The sequence below is a fragment of the Streptomyces coffeae genome (assembly GCF_016741875.1).
Classification (GTDB): domain Bacteria; phylum Actinomycetota; class Actinomycetes; order Streptomycetales; family Streptomycetaceae; genus Streptomyces; species Streptomyces coffeae.
Map to the genome: position 1 here is coordinate 129,600 of NZ_JAERRF010000021.1, position 18,108 is coordinate 147,707.

The 18,108-nt window shown below is 72.6% G+C and carries 19 protein-coding genes and 1 pseudogene; 10 read left to right on the top strand and 10 right to left on the bottom strand.

Annotated features, from left to right (window positions below; all coding sequences use genetic code 11):
- Positions 1-100: 100 nt before the first annotated feature.
- The gene (locus tag JK363_RS29385) at positions 101-496 is read right to left on the bottom strand and encodes a DUF3037 domain-containing protein (RefSeq protein ID WP_201879472.1); all 396 of its coding nucleotides are present in this window, start codon (positions 494-496) and stop codon (positions 101-103) included.
- Entirely contained in the window at positions 493-1,317 is an 825-nt protein-coding gene (locus JK363_RS29390) for a HipA family kinase (RefSeq protein ID WP_201879474.1), read from the bottom strand. Before JK363_RS29390 ends, JK363_RS29385 begins: the two co-directional genes overlap by 4 nt.
- A 56-nt stretch (positions 1,318-1,373) precedes the next feature.
- On the opposite strand from JK363_RS29390, the gene JK363_RS29395 reads away from it, so the two are divergent.
- Together JK363_RS29395 and JK363_RS29400 are read left to right on the top strand one after the other, a co-directional pair.
- On the top strand, positions 1,374-3,476 hold the full coding sequence (locus JK363_RS29395) for a prolyl oligopeptidase family serine peptidase (RefSeq protein WP_201879476.1): 2,103 nt from the start codon (positions 1,374-1,376) through the stop codon (positions 3,474-3,476).
- Between the two features lie 106 nt (positions 3,477-3,582).
- The gene (locus tag JK363_RS29400) at positions 3,583-4,134 is read left to right on the top strand and encodes a Rieske (2Fe-2S) protein (RefSeq protein ID WP_201879478.1); all 552 of its coding nucleotides are present in this window, start codon (positions 3,583-3,585) and stop codon (positions 4,132-4,134) included.
- A gap of 4 nt (positions 4,135-4,138) precedes the next feature.
- On the opposite strand, the gene JK363_RS29405 is transcribed toward JK363_RS29400, so the two are convergent.
- Positions 4,139-4,792: an isochorismatase family protein gene (locus tag JK363_RS29405; protein ID WP_201879480.1), complete on the bottom strand. Its 654-nt coding sequence runs from the start codon at positions 4,790-4,792 to the stop codon at positions 4,139-4,141.
- 87 nt (positions 4,793-4,879) lie between these two features.
- On the opposite strand from JK363_RS29405, the gene JK363_RS29410 reads away from it, so the two are divergent.
- Positions 4,880-5,365, top strand: a complete 486-nt coding sequence (locus JK363_RS29410; RefSeq protein WP_201879481.1) for a pyridoxamine 5'-phosphate oxidase family protein — start codon at positions 4,880-4,882, stop codon at positions 5,363-5,365.
- Positions 5,366-5,380: 15 nt separating this feature from the next.
- On the opposite strand, the gene JK363_RS29415 is transcribed toward JK363_RS29410, so the two are convergent.
- On the bottom strand, positions 5,381-6,289 hold the full coding sequence (locus tag JK363_RS29415; protein ID WP_201879483.1) for a LysR family transcriptional regulator: 909 nt from the start codon (positions 6,287-6,289) through the stop codon (positions 5,381-5,383).
- A 74-nt stretch (positions 6,290-6,363) separates the two neighbouring features.
- On the opposite strand from JK363_RS29415, the gene JK363_RS29420 reads away from it, so the two are divergent.
- Positions 6,364-7,371, top strand: a complete 1,008-nt coding sequence (locus tag JK363_RS29420) for a DMT family transporter (protein WP_201879485.1) — start codon at positions 6,364-6,366, stop codon at positions 7,369-7,371.
- A gap of 25 nt (positions 7,372-7,396) precedes the next feature.
- Here the strand turns inward: JK363_RS29420 and JK363_RS29425 are convergent, their stop codons facing one another.
- A complete protein-coding gene (locus JK363_RS29425) occupies positions 7,397-8,725 on the bottom strand; it encodes an aminotransferase class I/II-fold pyridoxal phosphate-dependent enzyme (protein ID WP_201879488.1) in 1,329 nt (442 codons plus the stop codon).
- A gap of 36 nt (positions 8,726-8,761) precedes the next feature.
- Here JK363_RS29425 and JK363_RS29430 point away from each other — a divergent pair, with 36 nt between their 5' ends.
- Positions 8,762-9,448, top strand: coding sequence for a pyridoxamine 5'-phosphate oxidase family protein (locus JK363_RS29430; protein ID WP_201879490.1), 687 nt, complete (start codon positions 8,762-8,764; stop codon positions 9,446-9,448).
- 33 nt (positions 9,449-9,481) lie between these two features.
- Positions 9,482-9,709 (top strand): annotated as a pseudogene (locus JK363_RS29435) (FMN-binding negative transcriptional regulator); the annotation flags it as partial.
- A 168-nt stretch (positions 9,710-9,877) separates the two neighbouring features.
- Here the strand turns inward: JK363_RS29435 and JK363_RS29440 are convergent.
- The gene (locus tag JK363_RS29440) at positions 9,878-10,903 is read right to left on the bottom strand and encodes an EamA family transporter (protein ID WP_201879494.1); all 1,026 of its coding nucleotides are present in this window, start codon (positions 10,901-10,903) and stop codon (positions 9,878-9,880) included.
- 31 nt (positions 10,904-10,934) lie between these two features.
- A complete protein-coding gene (locus tag JK363_RS29445; protein ID WP_201879496.1) occupies positions 10,935-11,531 on the bottom strand; it encodes a Clp protease N-terminal domain-containing protein in 597 nt (198 codons plus the stop codon).
- A 218-nt stretch (positions 11,532-11,749) separates the two neighbouring features.
- Between JK363_RS29445 and JK363_RS29450 the strand changes: the two genes are divergently transcribed.
- Both JK363_RS29450 and JK363_RS29455 read left to right on the top strand, forming a co-directional pair.
- Positions 11,750-12,382: an HAD domain-containing protein gene (locus tag JK363_RS29450; RefSeq protein ID WP_201879498.1), complete on the top strand. Its 633-nt coding sequence runs from the start codon at positions 11,750-11,752 to the stop codon at positions 12,380-12,382.
- Positions 12,383-12,413: 31 nt separating this feature from the next.
- The gene (locus JK363_RS29455; RefSeq protein ID WP_201879500.1) at positions 12,414-12,842 is read left to right on the top strand and encodes a type II toxin-antitoxin system Rv0910 family toxin; all 429 of its coding nucleotides are present in this window, start codon (positions 12,414-12,416) and stop codon (positions 12,840-12,842) included.
- 78 nt (positions 12,843-12,920) lie between these two features.
- On the opposite strand, the gene JK363_RS29460 is transcribed toward JK363_RS29455, so the two are convergent.
- Positions 12,921-13,580: a PadR family transcriptional regulator gene (locus JK363_RS29460; protein ID WP_201879502.1), complete on the bottom strand. Its 660-nt coding sequence runs from the start codon at positions 13,578-13,580 to the stop codon at positions 12,921-12,923.
- Between the two features lie 149 nt (positions 13,581-13,729).
- Here JK363_RS29460 and JK363_RS29465 point away from each other — a divergent pair, with 149 nt between their 5' ends.
- Entirely contained in the window at positions 13,730-14,545 is an 816-nt protein-coding gene (locus JK363_RS29465) for a PhzF family phenazine biosynthesis protein (protein ID WP_201879504.1), read from the top strand.
- A 47-nt stretch (positions 14,546-14,592) separates the two neighbouring features.
- Here JK363_RS29465 and JK363_RS29470 read toward each other — a convergent pair whose 3' ends face one another.
- Entirely contained in the window at positions 14,593-15,393 is an 801-nt protein-coding gene (locus JK363_RS29470) for a CPBP family intramembrane glutamic endopeptidase (protein WP_201879506.1), read from the bottom strand.
- Between the two features lie 142 nt (positions 15,394-15,535).
- Positions 15,536-17,038: a glutamate-cysteine ligase family protein gene (locus JK363_RS29475; RefSeq protein WP_201879508.1), complete on the bottom strand. Its 1,503-nt coding sequence runs from the start codon at positions 17,036-17,038 to the stop codon at positions 15,536-15,538.
- Positions 17,039-17,493: 455 nt separating this feature from the next.
- Here JK363_RS29475 and JK363_RS29480 point away from each other — a divergent pair, with 455 nt between their 5' ends.
- The gene (locus JK363_RS29480) at positions 17,494-18,081 is read left to right on the top strand and encodes a hypothetical protein (RefSeq protein WP_201879510.1); all 588 of its coding nucleotides are present in this window, start codon (positions 17,494-17,496) and stop codon (positions 18,079-18,081) included.
- Positions 18,082-18,108: the final 27 nt, after the last annotated feature.

Below are 18,108 nucleotides of genomic sequence, written 5' to 3' on the forward strand. Positions count from 1 at the left end.
CTTAGTCGCTTCAGCAGACGAGACGCTATGAGGACCGCCCCCGCCTGTCAACGACCCCCTTGGATGCGCTCGCTCACCTCCGGGCGGACCGGTGCGCCGCTCAGCGCACCAGCAGCTCGAGCAGCCGCTCCGCCTCCGCCTCCGGGTCCGTCGTCAGACCGGTGTGCACCGGGCCCGGCTGGACGACCGTGGAACGCGGGGCCACCAGCCAGCGGAACCGCCGTCCCGCGTCGTCGCCCGCCGCCTGCCCGGCCCGCTCTCCCCCGCTGCACACGCCCTCCACGGCGCCCAGCGCGGCCCGTACCCCCGCCACGTCCGCCGAGGGGTCGAGCGCCAGCAGCCGGGCCTCGTCCAGATGGATCCGGGCGGTGACGAAGGACCGCGCGCGGCAGTAGACGACCACCCCCGCGTTGATCAGCTCACCGCGCTCGACCCGGGGTACCACCCGCACCACCGCGTACTCGAAGACATCCCGGCCGTTGTGCAGCCCGCTCACGTGCCCGCCTTTCCGTCGACCCACACCCGCAGCCAGTCCGGGGCCTGGGAGGGCCCCTTCCCGGCGCGTTCGCCAACGGTGATCTTCTCGCCCACGGTCGCGGCGCGCTCGAGCAGCACCTCGACATAGGCGCGGCGCACCGCGGCGGGGCCGTCGAAACCGGGCTCGTCGACCAGCCATTCGTCGGGGATGTCGGCCACCACCTCGGTGAGCAGCTCTTCGGTGATCCGCGGGGCCAGCGCCTCGGCGGCCGCGGCGACATCCGGCGCGAACGGGGCCAGGGCGTGATCGGAGGCGTCGTAGGGCTTGGCCGCGGCCGCCTCGAGACCGCGCCAGCTGTGGTGCCAGATCATGGTGGCGCCGTGGTCGATGAGCCACAGCCTGCCGTGCCAGACCAGCAGGTTGGGGTTGCGCCAGGACCGGTCCACATTGCCGATGAGCGCGTCGAACCACACCACGTGTCCCGCCTCGGCCGAGCCCACCGCGAAGGCCAGCGGGTCGAAGCCGAGCGAACCGGGAAGGTAGTCCATGCCCAGGTTGAGCCCGCCGCTGGCCTTGAGCAGCTCCTGCACCTCCTGGTCCGGTTCGCTCAGCCCGATCACCGGGTCCAGCTGGATCCGCACCAGGTCCGGGACGCGCAAGCCCAGGCGGCGGCCCAGCTGACCGCAGACGACCTCGGCGACGAGGGTCTTGCGGCCCTGCCCCGCGCCGGTGAACTTCATGACATAGGTGCCGAGATCGTCGGCCTCGACGATGCCGGGGAGCGACCCGCCCTCACGCAAGGGCGTGACATAGCGGACGGCGGTGACTTCAGGAAGCATTTCCCCAGGCTACTTAAGGGACGCAACGGGTTTTCGGGCATGGCATAGTCCCCCGCATGGATGCCTCCCGAGTCTCCGCCGCCGTACACGGCTTTCCGCGCCGGCTGGCCCGCACCCGCCGCTTCGCCCTCGGTGTGCCACGGCAGTTCAGTGTCTCGCCGGACGGGGAGCGCGTCCTGTTCGTCCGCACCGGTGGCGGCACCGATCCGATCAGCCTGCTGTGGCTGTACGAGACCGGCGGCGACGGCCCGGACGGGAAGGAGCGGCTGCTGGCGGATCCACGGCGGCTGGCGGGCGGCGGCGCGGTCCCGGCGGCCGAACGGGCCCGGCGGGAGCGGGCCCGGGAGCTCTCCGAGGGTGTGGTCGGCTATGCGGCCGACCGTGAACTGCGGGTCGCGGTGTTCGCGTTGGGCGGCGCGCTGTGGGCGGTGCGCACCGACGGCGGCGCGCCGTTCCCGGTGACGGCGGCGGGCCCGGTGACCGATCCCCGCCCCTCCCCCGACGGACGGCTGATCGCCTATGTGACGGGCGGCGCGCTGCACGTCGTCGGCCTCGACGGCTCCGGGGACCGCCCGCTGGCCGTACCGGAGGAGCCCGAGGTGACGTACGGGCTGTCCGACTACGTCTCCGCCGAGTCCATCGGGCGGCTGCGCGGCCACTGGTGGGCTCCGGACGGCAGCGCCCTGCTCGTCGCCCGGACCGATCCGAGAGCGGTGGGGATCCGCTATCTCACCGATCCGTCGGACCCGTCCCGGAAGCCGCGCGCGCTGCGCTATCCGGCGGCGGGCACGGCCAACGCCGAGGTGTCGCTGCATCTGGTGACGGTCGGCGGACGGCGGACCGAGGTCGACTGGGACCGCGCGGCGTTCGAGTACGTCGTCGACGCGCGCTGGGACGCCCACGGTCCGATGGTCACCGTGCAGAGCCGGGACCAGCGCACGGTGCGCACCCTGGCGGTGGACCCCGCCACCGGGGCGACCCGGCTCCTGGACGAGCGGCACGATCCGGCGTGGGTGCATCTGGTGCCCGGCACCCCGGCCCGTACCGCCTCCGGCGTGTCGGTCGGGGTGGCGGAGCGGGACGACACGCGGGGCGTGCGGATCGGCGAGGCGCTGTCCCCGCCGGACCTCCAGGTGCACGAGGTGCTGGGGGTGGACGGGGAGCGGGTGCTGTTCACCGCGAGCGAGGAGCCGTCCGAGTGCCATGTGTGGTCGTACGCACCGGGCGCGGGCTTCGTCCGGCTCAGCCAGGAGCCGGGGGTGCACCACGGCGCGGCGGGCGGGCCGACGACGGTGCTGGCGAGCCTCACCCCCGACGGCGGGTCGGTGACCGTGCTGCGGAACGGCACGCCCGACGGCCGGATCGCCTCGCTCGCCGAGGAGCCGGAGCTCACGGTCGCCCCGCGGCATCTGCGGCTCGGTGAGCGCGCCCTGCGCGCCGCGCTGTATCTGCCGTCCTGGTACGAACCGGGCGGGGGGAAGCTGCCGGTGCTGCTCGATCCGTACGCCGGGGCGGGGGTCCAGCAGGCGGTGCGCGCCCGCGGCTGGTGGGCGTGTGTGTCGCAGTGGTTCGCCGAGCACGGCTTCGCGGTGCTGGTCACCGATGGCCGCGGCACTCCGGGGCGCGGTCCGGCGTGGGAGAAGGCGATCCGGGGCGACCGGTTCGGCCCGGTGCTCCAGGACCAGTTCGACGCGCTGCGCGCGGCCACCCGGCACTGTCCGGACCTGGATCTCGGGCGGGTCGCGATGCGCGGCTGGTCCTTCGGCGGCGCGCTGGCCGCGGCGGCCGTACTGCACCATCCGGACATCGTGCACGCCGCCGTCGCGGGCGCCGCGCCGACCGACCGGCGGCTGTACGACACGCACTGGGAGGAGCGGTTCCTCGGCCACCCGGACGAGGAGCCGGAGAACTACACGCGCAACTCCCTGCTGGGCCACGCCCACAAGCTGCGCCGCCCGCTGCTGCTGATCCACGGGCTCGCTGACGACAATGTGGCCCCCGCCCATATGCTGCGGTTCTCCGCGGAGCTGCTCGCCGCCGGGCGTCCGCACACCGTGCTGCCGCTGCCCTCCTCGACCCATCTGCCGACGGACGAGGCGGTCACCGAAAACCTCCTCCGCTTCCAGCTGGACTTCCTCCGGAAGGCGCTCGCGGTCTGAGCGCCGTCCGGGTGCCGTCCGCGCGCGTCTCGAGCGCCCTCTGAACAAAGGGACCGCCCTTTCCGTATGAAAGGGCGAATCGTCCCCATGACAGGGAGGCACCACCATGACGCAGCCGGCCATCACCGGGCGGGGTTCCACCCGTCGTGCCGTCGTCTCCGCCGCCGGAGCCGCCGGACTCGCCGCCGCGCTCACCGCGTGCGGCAGCGACGACAGCGGGTCGGGCAAGCAGGGCGGGGGCAGTGTTCAGGACGCGGGCTCCGGACAGCCGTCGCAGGGCGGCCAGTCCGGCGCCGGTGACAGCGGCGGAGCGGGCGACTCCGGCGGAGGCAGCGCCTCCGGTGGGGCCGGCGACTCCGGCGGAGGCGGGGGGATGGAGCTGGCCAAGACCTCTCAGATCCCCGAGGGCGGGGGCAGGGTCTTCAAGGACCACAAGGTGGTGGTGACCCAGCCCAAGGCCGGTGAGTTCAAGGCGTTCTCCTCGGTCTGCACCCATGCGGGCTGCTCGGTCGGCGATGTGACCGGCGGCACCATCAACTGCCCGTGCCACCAGAGCAGGTTCGACATCACCGACGGCAGTGTGAAGGGCGGTCCGGCCACCAAGCCGCTGCCCGGCGCGCAGATCAAGGTACAGGGAAGCGCCATCTGGATGGCTTGACGGCTCACCCGCCCCAGCTCGAGATCACCTCGTCGGCCGTGGTGACGGCGGCGACGAGGGAGAGGGTGTTGCGGACCATCGCCGGGGTGTACGAGGCGGGCACCCCGGCGATCGCGTCCTCGGGCACCACCGCCGTATAGCCCAGGTTGACCGCGTCGAAGACGGCGTTGGGAATGGCGACGTTGGCCGACACCCCGCAGATGACCAGGGTGCGGCAGCCCAGATTGCGCAGCAGCGCGTCCACTTCGGTCCCGGCGATCGGCGACAGTCCGTGCAGCCGCCGTACCACCAGATCCTCGGCCGCGACCGGGACCGGTTCGGCGACGCGCACCGCGTCGCTCCCGGTGAGCTGCTGGACGGGCATCCGCTCGGCGGCCCGGAACAGCCGTGCGTTACGGCTCGCGCCCCGTCCGTCGGCGCGCCGCTCGGCCACCGCGTGCAGCACCTGCACGCCCGTGTCGTGGGCGGCCGACACCAGCCGGGCGACACGCCCGAGCGCTCCGGAATCCCGTGCCACGGCGGCCAGTTCGGGCAGCGCGCTGTCCGGGCCCACCACACCGCGCTGGCATTCAACGGTCAGCAGTACGCAGCGCGCGGGTGCCAGGAGATCGGCCAACCCGGCTGCTGTTCGGGGTGGTTCGGATGGGGGTGGGGTCACGGCGCGGGAGGCTAGCGGCCCTTGCCTGTGGAAGGAAGAGCCTCCATCCTGTGGCGCACCACTTCAGCCAGGGAGGTGCCGGAAGGCATGGCCGTCACCCAGCGGCGGGGCCGCCGCATCATGATGACCCGGGACGAGCTGGACACCTTCCTCGCCGAGCAGCGCGTGTGCCGGGTGGCGACGGTGGGCGCGGACGGGCGGCCGCATGTGAGCCCGCTGTGGTTCGGCTGGGACGGCACCGCGCTGTGGCTGTACTCACTCACCCGCAGCCGCCGCTGGGCCCACGCAAGCCGCGAGCCGCGGATCGCCGTGGTCGTCGACGACGGACACGAGTACGGCGAGCTGCGCGGCGCGGAGCTGTCCGGGGAGGCGGTGGCCGTGGGCGAGGCCCCGCGCTCCGGCGCGCCGTGTCCTGAACTCGACACGCCGGAGCGGCTGTTCGCCGCGAAGTACTTCGGGCTGGACGCCATGCCGTACGACGGCCGCCACGCCTGGCTGCGGCTGATCCCGGACACGATCGCCTCCTGGGACTTCCGCAAGCTCCCCGGGGACCGGCCGGACGGCGGAGGGTGAGCGCCCGCCGCGCGGTCAGTCGCCGATCTTCTCCCCCACCGAACGCAGCACCTCTACGGCCGCGCGGATCGAGGGCCGCCGATCGGCGTCGGTACGCCAGATCGCGTAGATGTGCCGGAGCATCGTGGGCGGGCTGACCGGCACCATCCGCACCCCCGGCGGCACCGGGCCACGGCCCAGCCGCGGCACCACGGCGACCCCGAGCCCGGCGGCGATCAGCGCGAGCTGGGTGTGGTGCTCCCGCGCGGTGTGCCGGACCCGGGGCTCGATGCCCTTGCTGCGCAGGGTCACCATCAGCCAGTCGTAGCAGAACCCGCCCTGCGGCCAGGAGATCCACTCGTCCTCGACGAAGTCCTCCGGCTCGACCGCGAACCGGTCGGCGAAGGGGTGGTCCGCGGGCATCGCCACATCCACCGGGTCGTCCATCAGCGGTGCCTTCACCAGCCCGTCGGGCATCGGCAGCGGCTTGTTGTACCAGTCCAGGACCACCGCGACGTCGATGTCGCCCCGCACCACCGCGGGCACCGACTCGTCCGGCTCCATCTCCTGCAACCGGGCGCGCAGCTGGGGGTGCTCGGTGCGCATCCGGGCCAGCGCCTCGGGGAAGAGGCCGCGGACGGCGGTGGGGAAGGCGCCGAGCAGCAGCTCGCCCACCGCGTGTCCGCGCTGTGCCTCGAGGTCCGACTGAGCCAGCTCCACCTGGGAGAGGATGCGGGCCGCATGGTCGGAGAGCAGCCTTCCGGCGTCGGTGAGGCGCACTCCGCGGCCGTTCTTGGCGAGGAGCTGCTGCCCGGTCTCCCGCTCCAGCTTCGACAGCTGCTGGGAGACGGCGGAGGTGGTGACGTGCAGCCCTTCGGCCGCGCCGCTCACGGAGCCGTGGCGGGCCACGGCGTGGAGGGTCCGTAGGCGATCCAGGTTCAACATATAAGCAATCCTACGCGATGCCTGGTATGAAATCTCGCTTGTTCTAAGAGGTTCATGCGCCTCACAGTGTTGCCATGACCACAGCTCCCGCCCCGACGACCGCCCCCGCCCCGGTGGTCCCGGACGCCTCCCCCGCTCCGCGCCGACCGCTGCTCGACTGGCGGATCCGGTTCGGGCTGCTCTCCCTTATCTGGGGCTTCAGCTTTCTGTTCATCAAGGTCGGCAACGAGGCGTTCGCACCGCTCTACGTCACGCTGGGGCGGATGCTGTTCGGCACGGCCGTGCTGTTCGCGGTCCTGGCGGTGAAGCGGGAGCGGCTGCCGCGCGGGGCGCGGGTGTGGGGGCATCTGGCGGTGTCCGCCTTCTTTCTCAACGCCCTTCCGTTCTCACTGTTCGCCTACGCCGAGCTGACCATCCCCTCGACCCTGGCGGGCATCTGCAACGCGGCATCGCCCCTGTGGGCCATGCTGCTCGCCGTGGCGGTGGTCTCCGACGACCGGCCGACCCGCCGACGGGTCGCGGGCCTGGGCCTCGGCTTCATCGGCGTCTTGATCGTACTCGGCGCCTGGCAGGGCTTCTCCGGGCAGGACCCACTGGGCACCGTCCTGGCGCTCGTCGCCTCCGCGAGCTACGCGGTGGGCTGGCAGTACGTCCGGCGCACGCTGAGCGGCACCGGCGCCTCCCATCTGTCGATGTCCGGCACCCAGTTGCTGCTGGGCACGGTGCAACTCGCCGTGGTGGCACCGGTGTTCGCGCCGACGCCCGGCTCGTTCCCCGCGCTGCCGCTGCTGTCGGTGCTCGCCCTCGGCGCGCTGGGCACCGGGGTGGCGTTCCTGATCCAGTACGGCCTGGTGGAGGAGGTCGGCCCGACGACCGCCATGATGGTGACGTACTTCGTCCCGGTGATCGCGACCGCCGCCGGTGTGGCGATCCTCGGTGAGCACCTCAGCTGGAACACGCCGGTGGGCGCGCTGGTGGTACTCGCGGGCGCCGCGCTGACCCAGAGCGGGCCGCGGGGACCACGCGGACCACGGGGACCGCGTGAGCCGCGCCCGAAGACCGCGACGGCCGCGAAGGCGTGAACCCGGTGGCCGTGCCGCCGCCCGCTCAGTCGAAGCGCCCCGCCGGGGCCGGTCCCGTCGCCGCCGCCAGCGCGTCCGCGACGGGACCGATGTCCCGCACACGCAGCGCCGAGACCGTCAGCCGCACCCCTTGCGGCGATGCCACCCGGAAGCGCGCGCCGGGTGCGACCGCCCAGCCCGCCTGGAGCAGCCGGGCCACCGCTCCGGTCTCGTCGGCGACCGGCGCCCACACATTCATCCCGCTGCGGCCGTGGGCGGCGATCCCCCGCTCCCGCAGGGCCCGCACCAGCGCTCCGCGCCGCTCGCCGTACGAGGCCGCGACCGCCCTGGGATCCACCGCACCACTGCGCCACAGCTCGACCACCGTCTCCTGGAGCAGATGGCTGACCCAGCCGGGGCCCAGCCGCTGACGGCCGCGCACCCGGTCCAGGGTGACGCCGTCACCGGTCAGCACGGCGAGCCGCAGATCGGGGCCGTACGCCTTGGCGGTGGAACGGACCAGCACCCAGTGCTCGGTGCCGCCCGCGAGGGGGTGCAGCGGCAGATCCACGATGCCGTGGCCGTGGTCGTCCTCGATCAGCAGCACCTGGGGGTGACCGGCGAGGACGTCCCGCAGCTCACGGGCGCGCGCGGCACCGATCGCCGCGCCGGTCGGATTCTGCGCCCGGTCGGTGACGACCAGCGCCCGCGCCCCCTGGCGCAGCGCCCGCTCGACCAGTTCGGGCAGCGGTCCGTCGTCGTCGACCCCGACGGGGACGGCGCGCAGTCCGAGCGCCGGGATGATGTCCAGCAGACTGCCCCAGCCGGGGTCCTCGACCGCGACCGCGTCACCGGGCCTCAGATGCGCGGTGAGCACCCGCTCGATGGCGTCGAGCGAGCCGGAGGTGACGGCGACGGGCCCACTCGGTACGCCGTCGGCGTCGAGGGCGGCACGGGCCAGTTCGGCGAGTCCGGGGGCGACATCCGGCGCGCCGTAGAGCGTCGGACGCTCGGCGGCGCGCGCCGCGGCCGCCGCGAGCGCCTCGCCGAGCGGGGGCAGCAGCGCGGGGTCGGGGTTGCCCGCGCCCAGGTCGCGCGCGTCCGCGGCCTCGACCCGGATCCACTCACGGGGCGTGCTGGCCGGGCGCGGGCGCACCCGGCTTCCCCGGCGGCCCGCCGTCTCGATCACGCCCCGGTCGCGCAGCACACGATAGGCGGCCGCGACGGTGTTGGGATTGACCCCCAGCCGCTCCGCCAACTCCCGTAGCGGCGGGAGAAGTTGGCCCGGTCGCAGCTCACCGGCACCGACCGCGCGCTCCACACTGGCCGCGATCTCGGCTGCGCGCCGACCCTCGATCGGATATTCTCCTAGCACAAAACCTATTTTGCACTAGTACAATGGAGGACGCAAATGACCGCGACCGCCTCTCCGGACGCCTACGCGGCCACCGACCGGACCGTGCCGACCCGCGCCCGCGAACGCGCCTCGTATGACCGCGAGGTGGTGCACGCGATCCTCGACGAGGGCTATCTCTGCCACCTGGGCTTCATACGCGACGGCGCGCCCGTCGTGCTGCCGACCCTCTACGGACGGGTCGGTGAGAGCCTCTACGTCCACGGCTCGACCGGCTCCCGTCCGCTGCGCACCGCGGCCGCCGAGCGGCCCGGCGGCGAGGAGCCGGGGCTGGAGGTGTGTCTCACCGTGACCCATGTGGACGGCCTGGTGCTGGCCCGCTCGGCGTTCCACCACTCCGTCAACTACCGCTCGGTGGTGGTGCACGGCACCGCCCGCCCGGTCCTCGACCCGGTCGAGCGCGCCGCCGCCCTCGACGCGCTGGTGGACCACGTACTGCCCGGCCGCGCCGCAGACTCCCGACGCGCCAACGCCAAGGAGCTGGCCGCCACCGCCGTACTGCGCCTCGACCTCGCCGAGGTCTCCGCCAAGATCCGCTCCGGCGGGCCCAACGACGACCCCGAGGACATGGCACTCCCCTACTGGAGCGGTGTGCTGCCCGTCGCCCGCACCTACGGCGCGCCGGTGCCCGCCGACGACCTGGCGCCCGGCACACCCGTGCCCGGCTATCTCACCCGGCACTGACCGGTCCGGGAAAGACTTCGCCCACGACGCGGGCGCGGTGAGGTGGCCGCCCACCTCGCCCGCCCCGATCCGCTGTGGCCCGCCCTGGAGGCGAACCCGGCGGTGCTGCTCAGTGTCGTCGACGACGCCTTCATCCCCGCCCCGTGGCAGGCGCCCGGCGGGGTGCCGCCCGAGCACTCCACGCCGACCAGCTTCTCCGCCGCCGTCCAACTGCACTGCACCGCACACATCGTGGACGACCCGGAGGAGAAGGCCGAGCTGCGGCTGGTGGTGTGGCCGCACACCGGAGTCGGCGCGTCGGCGCACCGCCGCCAGGCTCACCCGGCGCGCCGCCCCCGGTGACGCCGGCGGTGCTGGACCACCGCCGCCGGCGCGCGGTGACCATGGCCCCCACGTCGACCCCATCGCGGACGGCGGAGGCCGAACCCCTCAGCGCGGGGTCGGGTCCTCCGCGGACAGCTGCCGGTCGGCCTCCGCCGGGGCCGGTTCCGGTAGTGCGCCGGACGCCGCGACCGGCTCACCGGACGCCGCCTTCGGCGCCGAAGTCTGCGCGATCAGCGCGCCCGCCAGCACCACCACACCGCCCACGACCTGGACGGGCCCAAGGTGTTCGTCCAGCAGCACCCAGGCGAGCACGGTCGCGATGACCGCCTCCAGACAGGCGACCACCCCGGCCACCTGCGGGGAGAGGCGGCGTACCGAGAGCACGCCGGTGAGATAGGCGACGACCGTGGCGACCAGCACGATCCAGGCGAGCAGCAGTATCGCGGGCACCCGGGCGCCGCCCAGGTCGGCCCGGCCGGTCAGTACCGACCAGTCCATCTGCCAGGGGCGGCCCACGACGGTCAGCGTCGCGGCGCCGATGAGGAGGCCGTAGGCGATGACACCCAGAGGGTCGGCCTGGTCCTGGCCGTCGCTGCCGTGGTCGGAGAGGACGAAGTAGCCGACCTGGCAGCAGGCCGCGCCGAGGGCGAGCAGCAGCCCGACGGCGTCGAAGCTCAGCCCGGACCACACCTCCACCACACAGGCGAGTCCGCTGACCGCCAGCACCACACCGACGGCCGCGGCCCGGCTGACCGGACGCCGCTGGACGAACCGGACCCACCCCAGCACCAGGGCGGGCGCGAGGTATTCGACGAGCAGCGCGACGCCGACGGGAATGCGCGAGAGCGCGGCGAAGAAGCACGCCTGCACACCCGCGACGGCCAGCAGTCCGAACCCGACCAGCAGGGCGGGGCGCCGGGTGAGCAGACGGCGGTGGTGCCAGGCCACGGGCAGCATGACGAGGGCCGCGCCCATCACCCGCAACCAGGTGACCTGGAGGGGTTCGAGCCCCGCCTCGATCAGCGGCTTGGCGGCGACCCCCGATCCGCCGAACGCGAGAGCCGATGCCAGGGCGAGCCCCAGCGCCGCGTTCCGTTCCTGACGTCCACTCTGACCTTGCGATATGTGCACCGGGACATCATGTCAGCTCTGGTCAGGACCGTCATCCCGTTGACTGCTGGCAGATCTCTCCGTCCACGGTCATGACCAGGGCCTCCACATCGACCCCCGCCCGGCGCAGCACCTCCACGGCCCGGCAGCCCCGGTCGCGGAGCAGCGCGGCGAACAGATCGGGGCCGTCGGCGTACGCCGCGCCGCGGGCCGCGGCCCGCCGGACGGCCGCCTCCAGTGCGACCGCCGCGGCCGGTGACCAGCCGGGCGCGGCCCAGCCGTGCAACCCGAAAAGGTTCCGTCCCCCGGACGCCGCCGGCGCACCATCGCCGTCCCGCACCCCCGCCACCACCACCGGCCCCGCGCCGGACTCCTCGACCGCGCCGCTCCACCGGAGGCCGTAGCCGATGGTGCGCTGCACCAGATAGCCGAGCAGTCGCACCACCTGCGGCGGGCCGCCCGGACACGCGTCCTGCACCCATGGGTCCGACTCCACCAGGGAGTGCAGCAGATGGGCGGTGTCGATGTGCTTGTCCCCGTCGCGGAACGCACGTCTGCGGGCACCCGCGACCACGGCGGTCAGGCACCCGCCGAGCCGGTCCTCGAATCCGGCGGCGGCCGCGCCGGTGGAAAGGGTACGACTTCGCACCCTCTCACCCCATCAGTCCCGATGGGGTCGGAGCATCCTCGTCGGGAAGCATGTGCGCATCCCACCGTAGTTGGGTGCCGATGGCCGGATCTCCTCCTCGGGGAGGAGGGGTTCGATGACAACGGCGTGCGGGGCACTGCAACCGCCGCCCCTCCACCGGACGTCCCTCACTGGCAACCGCGCCTTTCCGCCACGCGACGCCGCAGCAAAGGAGTCCGATGACCGACCGGCCGCTGTTGTTCCTGGACATCGACGGTGTGCTCAACCCGGTGCTGCCCGCCGAGGGGTTCACCGCGTACACCATCCTCGACTTCACCGTGCTGCTCTCGGCAACCCACGCCGACTGGCTGCGCGAGCTGTCGGAGCGCTATGAACTGGTGTGGGCGACCACCTGGGAGCACGAGGCCAACCGCCATATCGCGCCACTTCTTGCACTGCCACCGCTGCCGGTCGTCGAGTTCAGCGGCTACCAGGAACAGCCGGGCGACCCCAAGCTGCCCATCCTGGAGTTGCTGACCGGCCGGAAGTGGGCGCCGATCCTGCGGCATGCGGCGGGCCGCCCGTTCGCCTGGGTGGACGACGTCATGCCCGAGCGGCTGGTGCGCCGCTCCCGCTGGCGCCGGGATCAGCTGCTGGTACCGGTCGAACCGGGGCGCGGGCTGCGCCGCCACCATGTCGACCGGCTGCTGGAGCGCCCGCCCGCACGGCGCCGGCTCCCGCTGCCGCCGCGCCGCTCGGCCTCCGCCGCCAGGACGTCCGGATCTGACGCTCCATCAGGCTTGAGGGTTGAGGCCCCCGGGACTACGGTGCGCGATGCCGCCGGGGCGCCCGAGCCACGGCGCCCGGCGTAGCTGCCGTACCGCCCACGGAAGGGATCCCCCCATGGCCGAGGTCAGCGCGCAGGCACGTATCGAAGCACCGGCCGAGCGGATCTGGGCCACCCTCACGGACCCCTCCTCGTACGGGGACTGGAACGCCACCCACACCGGCTTCCCCCAGGGCTACCCCGAACGTGTCGATACGGCGACGACCTACTCGGAGAACATGAAGCTCATGGGCTTTCCCGCCGAGGTGAACTGGACCGTGGAGCACTGTGAACCGGCCCGGCTGCTGGCCACCCGGGGCAAGGGCCCGATGGGGGTCAATCTCGGGATGCGCTACACACTCACCCCGGACGGCGATGCCACGACGGTCCGGATCGACGGGCAGTTCACCGGGGGCGCGGTGTCCCTGATGGCCGCGAAACTCAAGGAGTCGGCGACCAGCGCGCTCGAGGAGTCACTGCGCAGGCTGGGCGCACTCGTCGGCTGAGGCCCGCCGGTCGCAGACGGGGGCCGAAGCCCATCGGCCCCGGCCCCCGCCCTTTCCGTGCCGTGCCCCCCTACGGCATCAGCGCTCACCGCTCGCGGCGCCGTCGCCGCCCTCGCCGCTCTCGCCGCTCTCGTCGTCCTGCTCGGCGAGGATCAGATACATCCGCTTGCGCGACTCGTTGATAACGGCGATGGCCTTCTTGCGCTGCTCGGGCGTACCGGTCTTCCAGACCTGCCCGAACGCCTCCATCAGACCGAACCCGGCCTGCCGGATCTCCTGCATCGCCTCCCAGTCGATGCCGCGACCGGCCTCCTCCCAGGGGGCCTGCGCTCCGGCATCGGCCTCGGTACGACCCTCCTCGGTGAGCGCGAACAGCTTCTTGCCGCCCTCGCTCTCGCTACTGATGAGCCCTTCGTCCTCCAGCAGCTGAAGGGTCGGGTAGACCGAACCGGGGCTCGGCTTCCACGCCCCTTCGCTGCGCTCGGCGATCTCCTGGATCATCTCGTAGCCGTGCATCGGGCGGTCCTTGAGCAGGGCGAGGATCGAGGCGCGCACATCGCCGCGCCGCGCCCGGCCCCGTGAGCCCCTGCCGCCGGGCCCACCCCGGCCGCGGCCCCCGAACGGAGGCCCGCCGAAGGGGGGTCCGAACGGGCCGAAGGCCGCGCGCCGCTCCTCGCCGTCGCCCCGGCCCCGGTGGCCGGGTCCGCAGTGTCCATGTCGGTGTCCTGGGGAACGCATCGTGACGCTCCTTTCGTCGTCGATCCATCACGATGCTTCGACGATATATCGGAACCGATCGAACGACAAGCCCCCGATATAGCCCGGCCGGGCCACACCGCGAGAATTGGCCATGGTCAACACCGTCGGAGGCCGCCTACGGTCGAGGCATGCGCATACGAATCGTCGACGCGTTCACCGACCGCCCCTTCGCCGGGAACCCGGCGGGAGTCATGCTCTTCGACACGGACGCCTTCCCGGACGACGACCGGCTCCAGCGGATCGCCGCCGAGGTCAACCTGTCCGAGACCGCGTTCGCCCGCCCCCTGCCCGAGGCGGCCGAGGCCGACTGGGCGCTGCGCTGGTTCACGCCGACCACCGAGGTCAGCATGTGCGGTCACGCCACCCTCGCCACCGCCCACATCCTGCGCACCACAGGCACCGCGACCGGCACCGTCCGCTTTGCCACGCTCAGCGGGGTGCTGTCCGCGACCGCCGAGGACAGCGACACCATCACCCTGGACTTCCCGACGGCCGAACTGACCGACATGCAGGTGCCGGGCGCCCTGGCCGACGCGCTCGGGGTGAAGGTGCTCTCCGCCCGGGACACCGGACCGCACGTCGGCGACATCCTGGTGGAGGTGGCCGACGAGAAGACGGTGCGCGCCCTCACACCCGATCTGGCGCCGCTGGCCCATCTGGCCGGACGGGCCGTGATCGTGACCGCGCCGGCCGAGGACCCGTCCCGCGGCTACGACTTCGTCTCACGGGTCTTCGCACCGGCCGTCGGTATCGACGAGGACCCGGTGACCGGCAGCGCGCACACCGCGCTCGCCCCCTTCTGGTCCGCCCGGCTCGGCCGCACCGAGCTCACCGGCCTCCAGGCGTCCGCCCGTACCGGACTGGTGCGTACCGCGCTGCGCGGTGACCGCACCCTGCTGACCGGCGGCGCGGTCACGGTCATCGACGGGGAACTGCTGGTCTGAGCCCCCGCCCACCGTCCGGCCTGCGCTGTGCCCCGATGGGGGGCGGGTCAGGCGGTGGGCAGCCAGTCCACCCGGCCCGCCAGCAGCGCGTAGCCGACGAACGCCACGATGTCGATCAGCGCATGGGCGGCCACCAGCGGCCCGACCCGCCCCCACCGGCGGTAGAGCAGGACGAAGATCACGCCCATCGCCATATTGCCGAAGAAGCCGCCGATCCCCTGGTAGAGGTGGTACGAGCCGCGCAGCACCGAACTGGCCAGCAGTGCGGCCATCGGGGTCCACCCCAACTGCCCGAGCCTGCGCAGCAGATAGCCGACCACGATCACCTCCTCCAGCACGGCGTTCTGCGCCGCGGAGGCGATCAGGACCGGGATCTTCCACCAGACATCGGGCAGCGCCTCGGGCACCACCGTCAGATTGCCCCCGGCGGCCCGCGCGCCCAGGTAGAGCAGCAGCCCGGTGCCGCCGATACCGGCGGCGACCACCGCTCCCCAGCCCAGATCAAAACGCGGCCGGGTCCGGTCGAAGCCGATCGCGCGCAGCCCCATACCCTCCCGCAGCAGCAGATGGGCCACCAGCACGACCGGGACCAGAGCGGTGGTGATCCCGAAGAGCTGCCAGGCGAGGTCGAGCCAGGGCCGCCCCGGAGCCTCGGAGGCGTTGAGCGTGGCGGCCTGGTCCTTCAGCCCACCGGGCCGGGTCACCGAGCCCACAAAGTTGATCAGCGCGGACAGCGCGCTCGCCCCCAGCGACAGCGCCAGCACCAACAGCGTCTCGTTGCGCAGGGTCCGCCGCGAGAGCCCGCTCTCGTACACGGGCAGCTCCGCGTCGCGCGCCTGTGACCGCACTCCTGCCTCCACTCCGTCCGGGGCACCGCACCGGTCCGGCGACCTGGACGACTCCGGTCACTCTGGCTCGCTCCGGCCCCTCAAGGCCCTTCCCGACCGGACAATACGTGGTCGCCGGGGTGGCCGTGCGGCGGGCCCGGGATCAGCCGGAGAGGTCGGTCGGCCAGGTGTGCACCGGTGCGTCGGTGCGCATCAGGGCACAGTAGCGGCGGGTCATGGCGGCCAGCGCCGCGTCCCGCCCCAGCCCGCTGCCCAGCGCCCGGTGATAGGTCGCGGCCTGCCAGGACGCCCCGTTGGTCCGCAGCTTGCAGCGCTCCTCGATCACGCCGAGATAGCGGTCGCGGTCGGCGGGCTCGACCCCCCAGCCGTCCAGCCCGGCCGCGGCCAGCGGCAGCAGTTCCTCGCGCACCAGCCGGACGGCGGGCGTACGCACCAGGGAGGTCGAGCGGCCGGTCCTGGGCCACTGGAGGACCGCGTCGATGCCATGGCGGCAGGCCGCGTCGAAGTTGTTCGCGGCGGCGGTGAACGGCAGCCGGGACCACACCGGGCGGGGCTCCTCCGCCAGCGCCCGGACCAGTCCGTAGTAGAAGGCCGCGTTGGCGATGACATCGGTGACGGTGGGGCCCGCGGGCAGCACCCGGTTCTCCACCCGCAGATGCGGCACCCCGCCCGCGACGTCGTAGACGGGCCGGTTCCAGCGGTAGATCGTGCCGTTGTGCAGCACCAGTTCATGGAAGGCGGGCACACCCCCGTCCTCCAGCACCCGCAGCGGGTCCTCGTCCTGACCGGCCGACAGCAGCGGGGGGAAGTAGCGCAGATTCTCCTCGAACAGCTCATAGGCGTCGCTGATCCAGCGCTCGCCGAACCAGGTGCGCGGCCGGACGCCCTGGGCGGCGTACTCCGGCGGACGGACATCGGTGGCCTGGAGGAACAGCGGCGGCCTGGACTCCCGCCACGCCTCCCGCCCGAAGACGAAGGGGGAGTTGGCGCCCACCGCGATCTGCACGGCGGCCACCGCCTGCGCCGCGTTCCACACCGCCGCGAACCGCCCCGGGGTGACCTGGAGATGGAGCTGTACGGAGGTGCAGGCGGCCTCGGGGGCGATCGTGGCGCTGGCGTAGGTGAAGCGCTCCTGGCCCTCGATGTCGATGAGGAAATCCTCGCCACGGGCGGCCAGCATCTGTTCGTTGAGGAGTTTGTAGCGGTCGTCGTAGGAGAGGTTCGCCGATCCCAGGTCGCGGGCGGCAAGGGTCGGGAGAATTCCGATCATCACGATCTCGGAGGACACTTCCCGCGCCTTGCGGTCGGCATATGACAACCCGGTTCGAAGCTCCTCGGAGAGCTGGTCGAGAACACGTCCGTGCAAACGGTGCGGCACGATGTTCACTTCAAGATTGCACTGCCCGAGTTCGGTCTGGAAATCATGGCTCGCGATGCGTTCCAGAACCTCCGCGTTCATCATCCTGGGCATCCCGTCGGCACCGGCGAGATTGAGTTCGATCTCCAGCCCCATGAGATTCCGCGGGCGGTCGAATCGCTTCTCCGCCAGGAGCCGGCCGAGCCCGTCCAGGCACTGCCGGAGCCGACCGCGCTGCCGCTGCCGACCGGACGGGTCGAACTCACCGGCTACGACCTTCTCCCCCATCGAAGCGTCCTTCCTCGAGTGGATCACCGGCGTCAGCCGCGTACACCACGCTCGATGATGCCCACCAATGTGATCGATAACGCCCCGTGCGGACCGCCCAGCCGGTACGCTCTCAACTACGGCGCAATGGGCCGGGGAAATGCACCGGCGAGATCCAGCCTACCGCGATGACGACAAAAAGCCAGGTCATATCCGTGCATCTGGCACAGAATCGGGGAAAATCCCCACGCCTGCGCGGTCCTGAATACCTCTTGTCGGCAATACCGCGCACAGCTAGCGGAAACATGCCGGGAACACAGTGCGTATAAACTCGGTTAACGAGGCGGAGAGATAACGCCCGGACAGATTGTCCCGGCCCCCTCTGACCCGCGTATGACCCTCGCACACCGACAGCGTTGTCGACCCATGGCTTTGCTGCCGCTTCACCGTGTCTCCTGAGTGAGAGGCCACCCACCATGCCGCTGCACGCGCCCCCGGCTCCCGCGCCCGCCCTGCGCAGCGTCCTCACGGCCCTCGGTTCCCCCACCGCCGTCCATGAGGTCCGCACCCCGGGACTCACCGCCCTCACGGGCCCCTTCGAACCCGAACTCCCGCTGCCCGTCCATGTCCTGGACGCCATCAACACACCCACCGGATCGCCGCGGACCCGGCTCCACGGATGGCGCTTCGTACTCCGCGACGAGGGCCGTACGGTGGCCGCCGCGGAGGCGCGGCTCACCGCCGACGGCTGGGCGTTCTCACACTTCTCCGAGGGGCCGTACGTCGCGTCGGCCGAACTGGCCCTGCGCGAGGCGCAGTCGCTGCCCGCGGCGTACCAGCCGCGGCTGCTGTCGATCCCGGAGATGTACATGGTCACGCTGTGGCTGCACGAGAACCCCGCGGCGGACGCGGCCGACGGCCGTCTGGGCGCGGGCGATCTGCTGGTGCCACTGGCCCCGGCCCCGCCCGGGATCGCGGCCCACCGGGCGCACCGCGCGGCGGATCTGCTGCCGGTGCTCACCCTGCGGCTGACCCCGGCACCACTCTTGGGCTCACCCGCCTGACCAGCGCCTTCACCAGGAGCGGAGCGC

What these genes read in the sequence shown, in the direction of transcription:
- JK363_RS29430 (WP_201879490.1), top strand. Translation starts at nt 8,762, where the DNA reads ATGACCGCGACCGCCTCTCCGGACGCCTACGCGGCCACCGACCGGACC.
- JK363_RS29450 (WP_201879498.1), top strand. Translation starts at nt 11,750, where the DNA reads ATGACCGACCGGCCGCTGTTGTTCCTGGACATCGACGGTGTGCTCAAC.
- JK363_RS29420 (WP_201879485.1), top strand. Translation starts at nt 6,364, where the DNA reads ATGACCACAGCTCCCGCCCCGACGACCGCCCCCGCCCCGGTGGTCCCG.
- JK363_RS29410 (WP_201879481.1), top strand. Translation starts at nt 4,880, where the DNA reads ATGGCCGTCACCCAGCGGCGGGGCCGCCGCATCATGATGACCCGGGAC.
- JK363_RS29390 (WP_201879474.1), bottom strand. Translation starts at nt 1,317, where the DNA reads ATGCTTCCTGAAGTCACCGCCGTCCGCTATGTCACGCCCTTGCGTGAG.
- JK363_RS29455 (WP_201879500.1), top strand. Translation starts at nt 12,414, where the DNA reads ATGGCCGAGGTCAGCGCGCAGGCACGTATCGAAGCACCGGCCGAGCGG.
- JK363_RS29460 (WP_201879502.1), bottom strand. Translation starts at nt 13,580, where the DNA reads ATGCGTTCCCCAGGACACCGACATGGACACTGCGGACCCGGCCACCGG.
- JK363_RS29475 (WP_201879508.1), bottom strand. Translation starts at nt 17,038, where the DNA reads ATGGGGGAGAAGGTCGTAGCCGGTGAGTTCGACCCGTCCGGTCGGCAG.
- JK363_RS29465 (WP_201879504.1), top strand. Translation starts at nt 13,730, where the DNA reads ATGCGCATACGAATCGTCGACGCGTTCACCGACCGCCCCTTCGCCGGG.
- JK363_RS29415 (WP_201879483.1), bottom strand. Translation starts at nt 6,289, where the DNA reads ATGTTGAACCTGGATCGCCTACGGACCCTCCACGCCGTGGCCCGCCAC.
- JK363_RS29395 (WP_201879476.1), top strand. Translation starts at nt 1,374, where the DNA reads ATGGATGCCTCCCGAGTCTCCGCCGCCGTACACGGCTTTCCGCGCCGG.
- JK363_RS29480 (WP_201879510.1), top strand. Translation starts at nt 17,494, where the DNA reads ATGCCGCTGCACGCGCCCCCGGCTCCCGCGCCCGCCCTGCGCAGCGTC.
- JK363_RS29400 (WP_201879478.1), top strand. Translation starts at nt 3,583, where the DNA reads ATGACGCAGCCGGCCATCACCGGGCGGGGTTCCACCCGTCGTGCCGTC.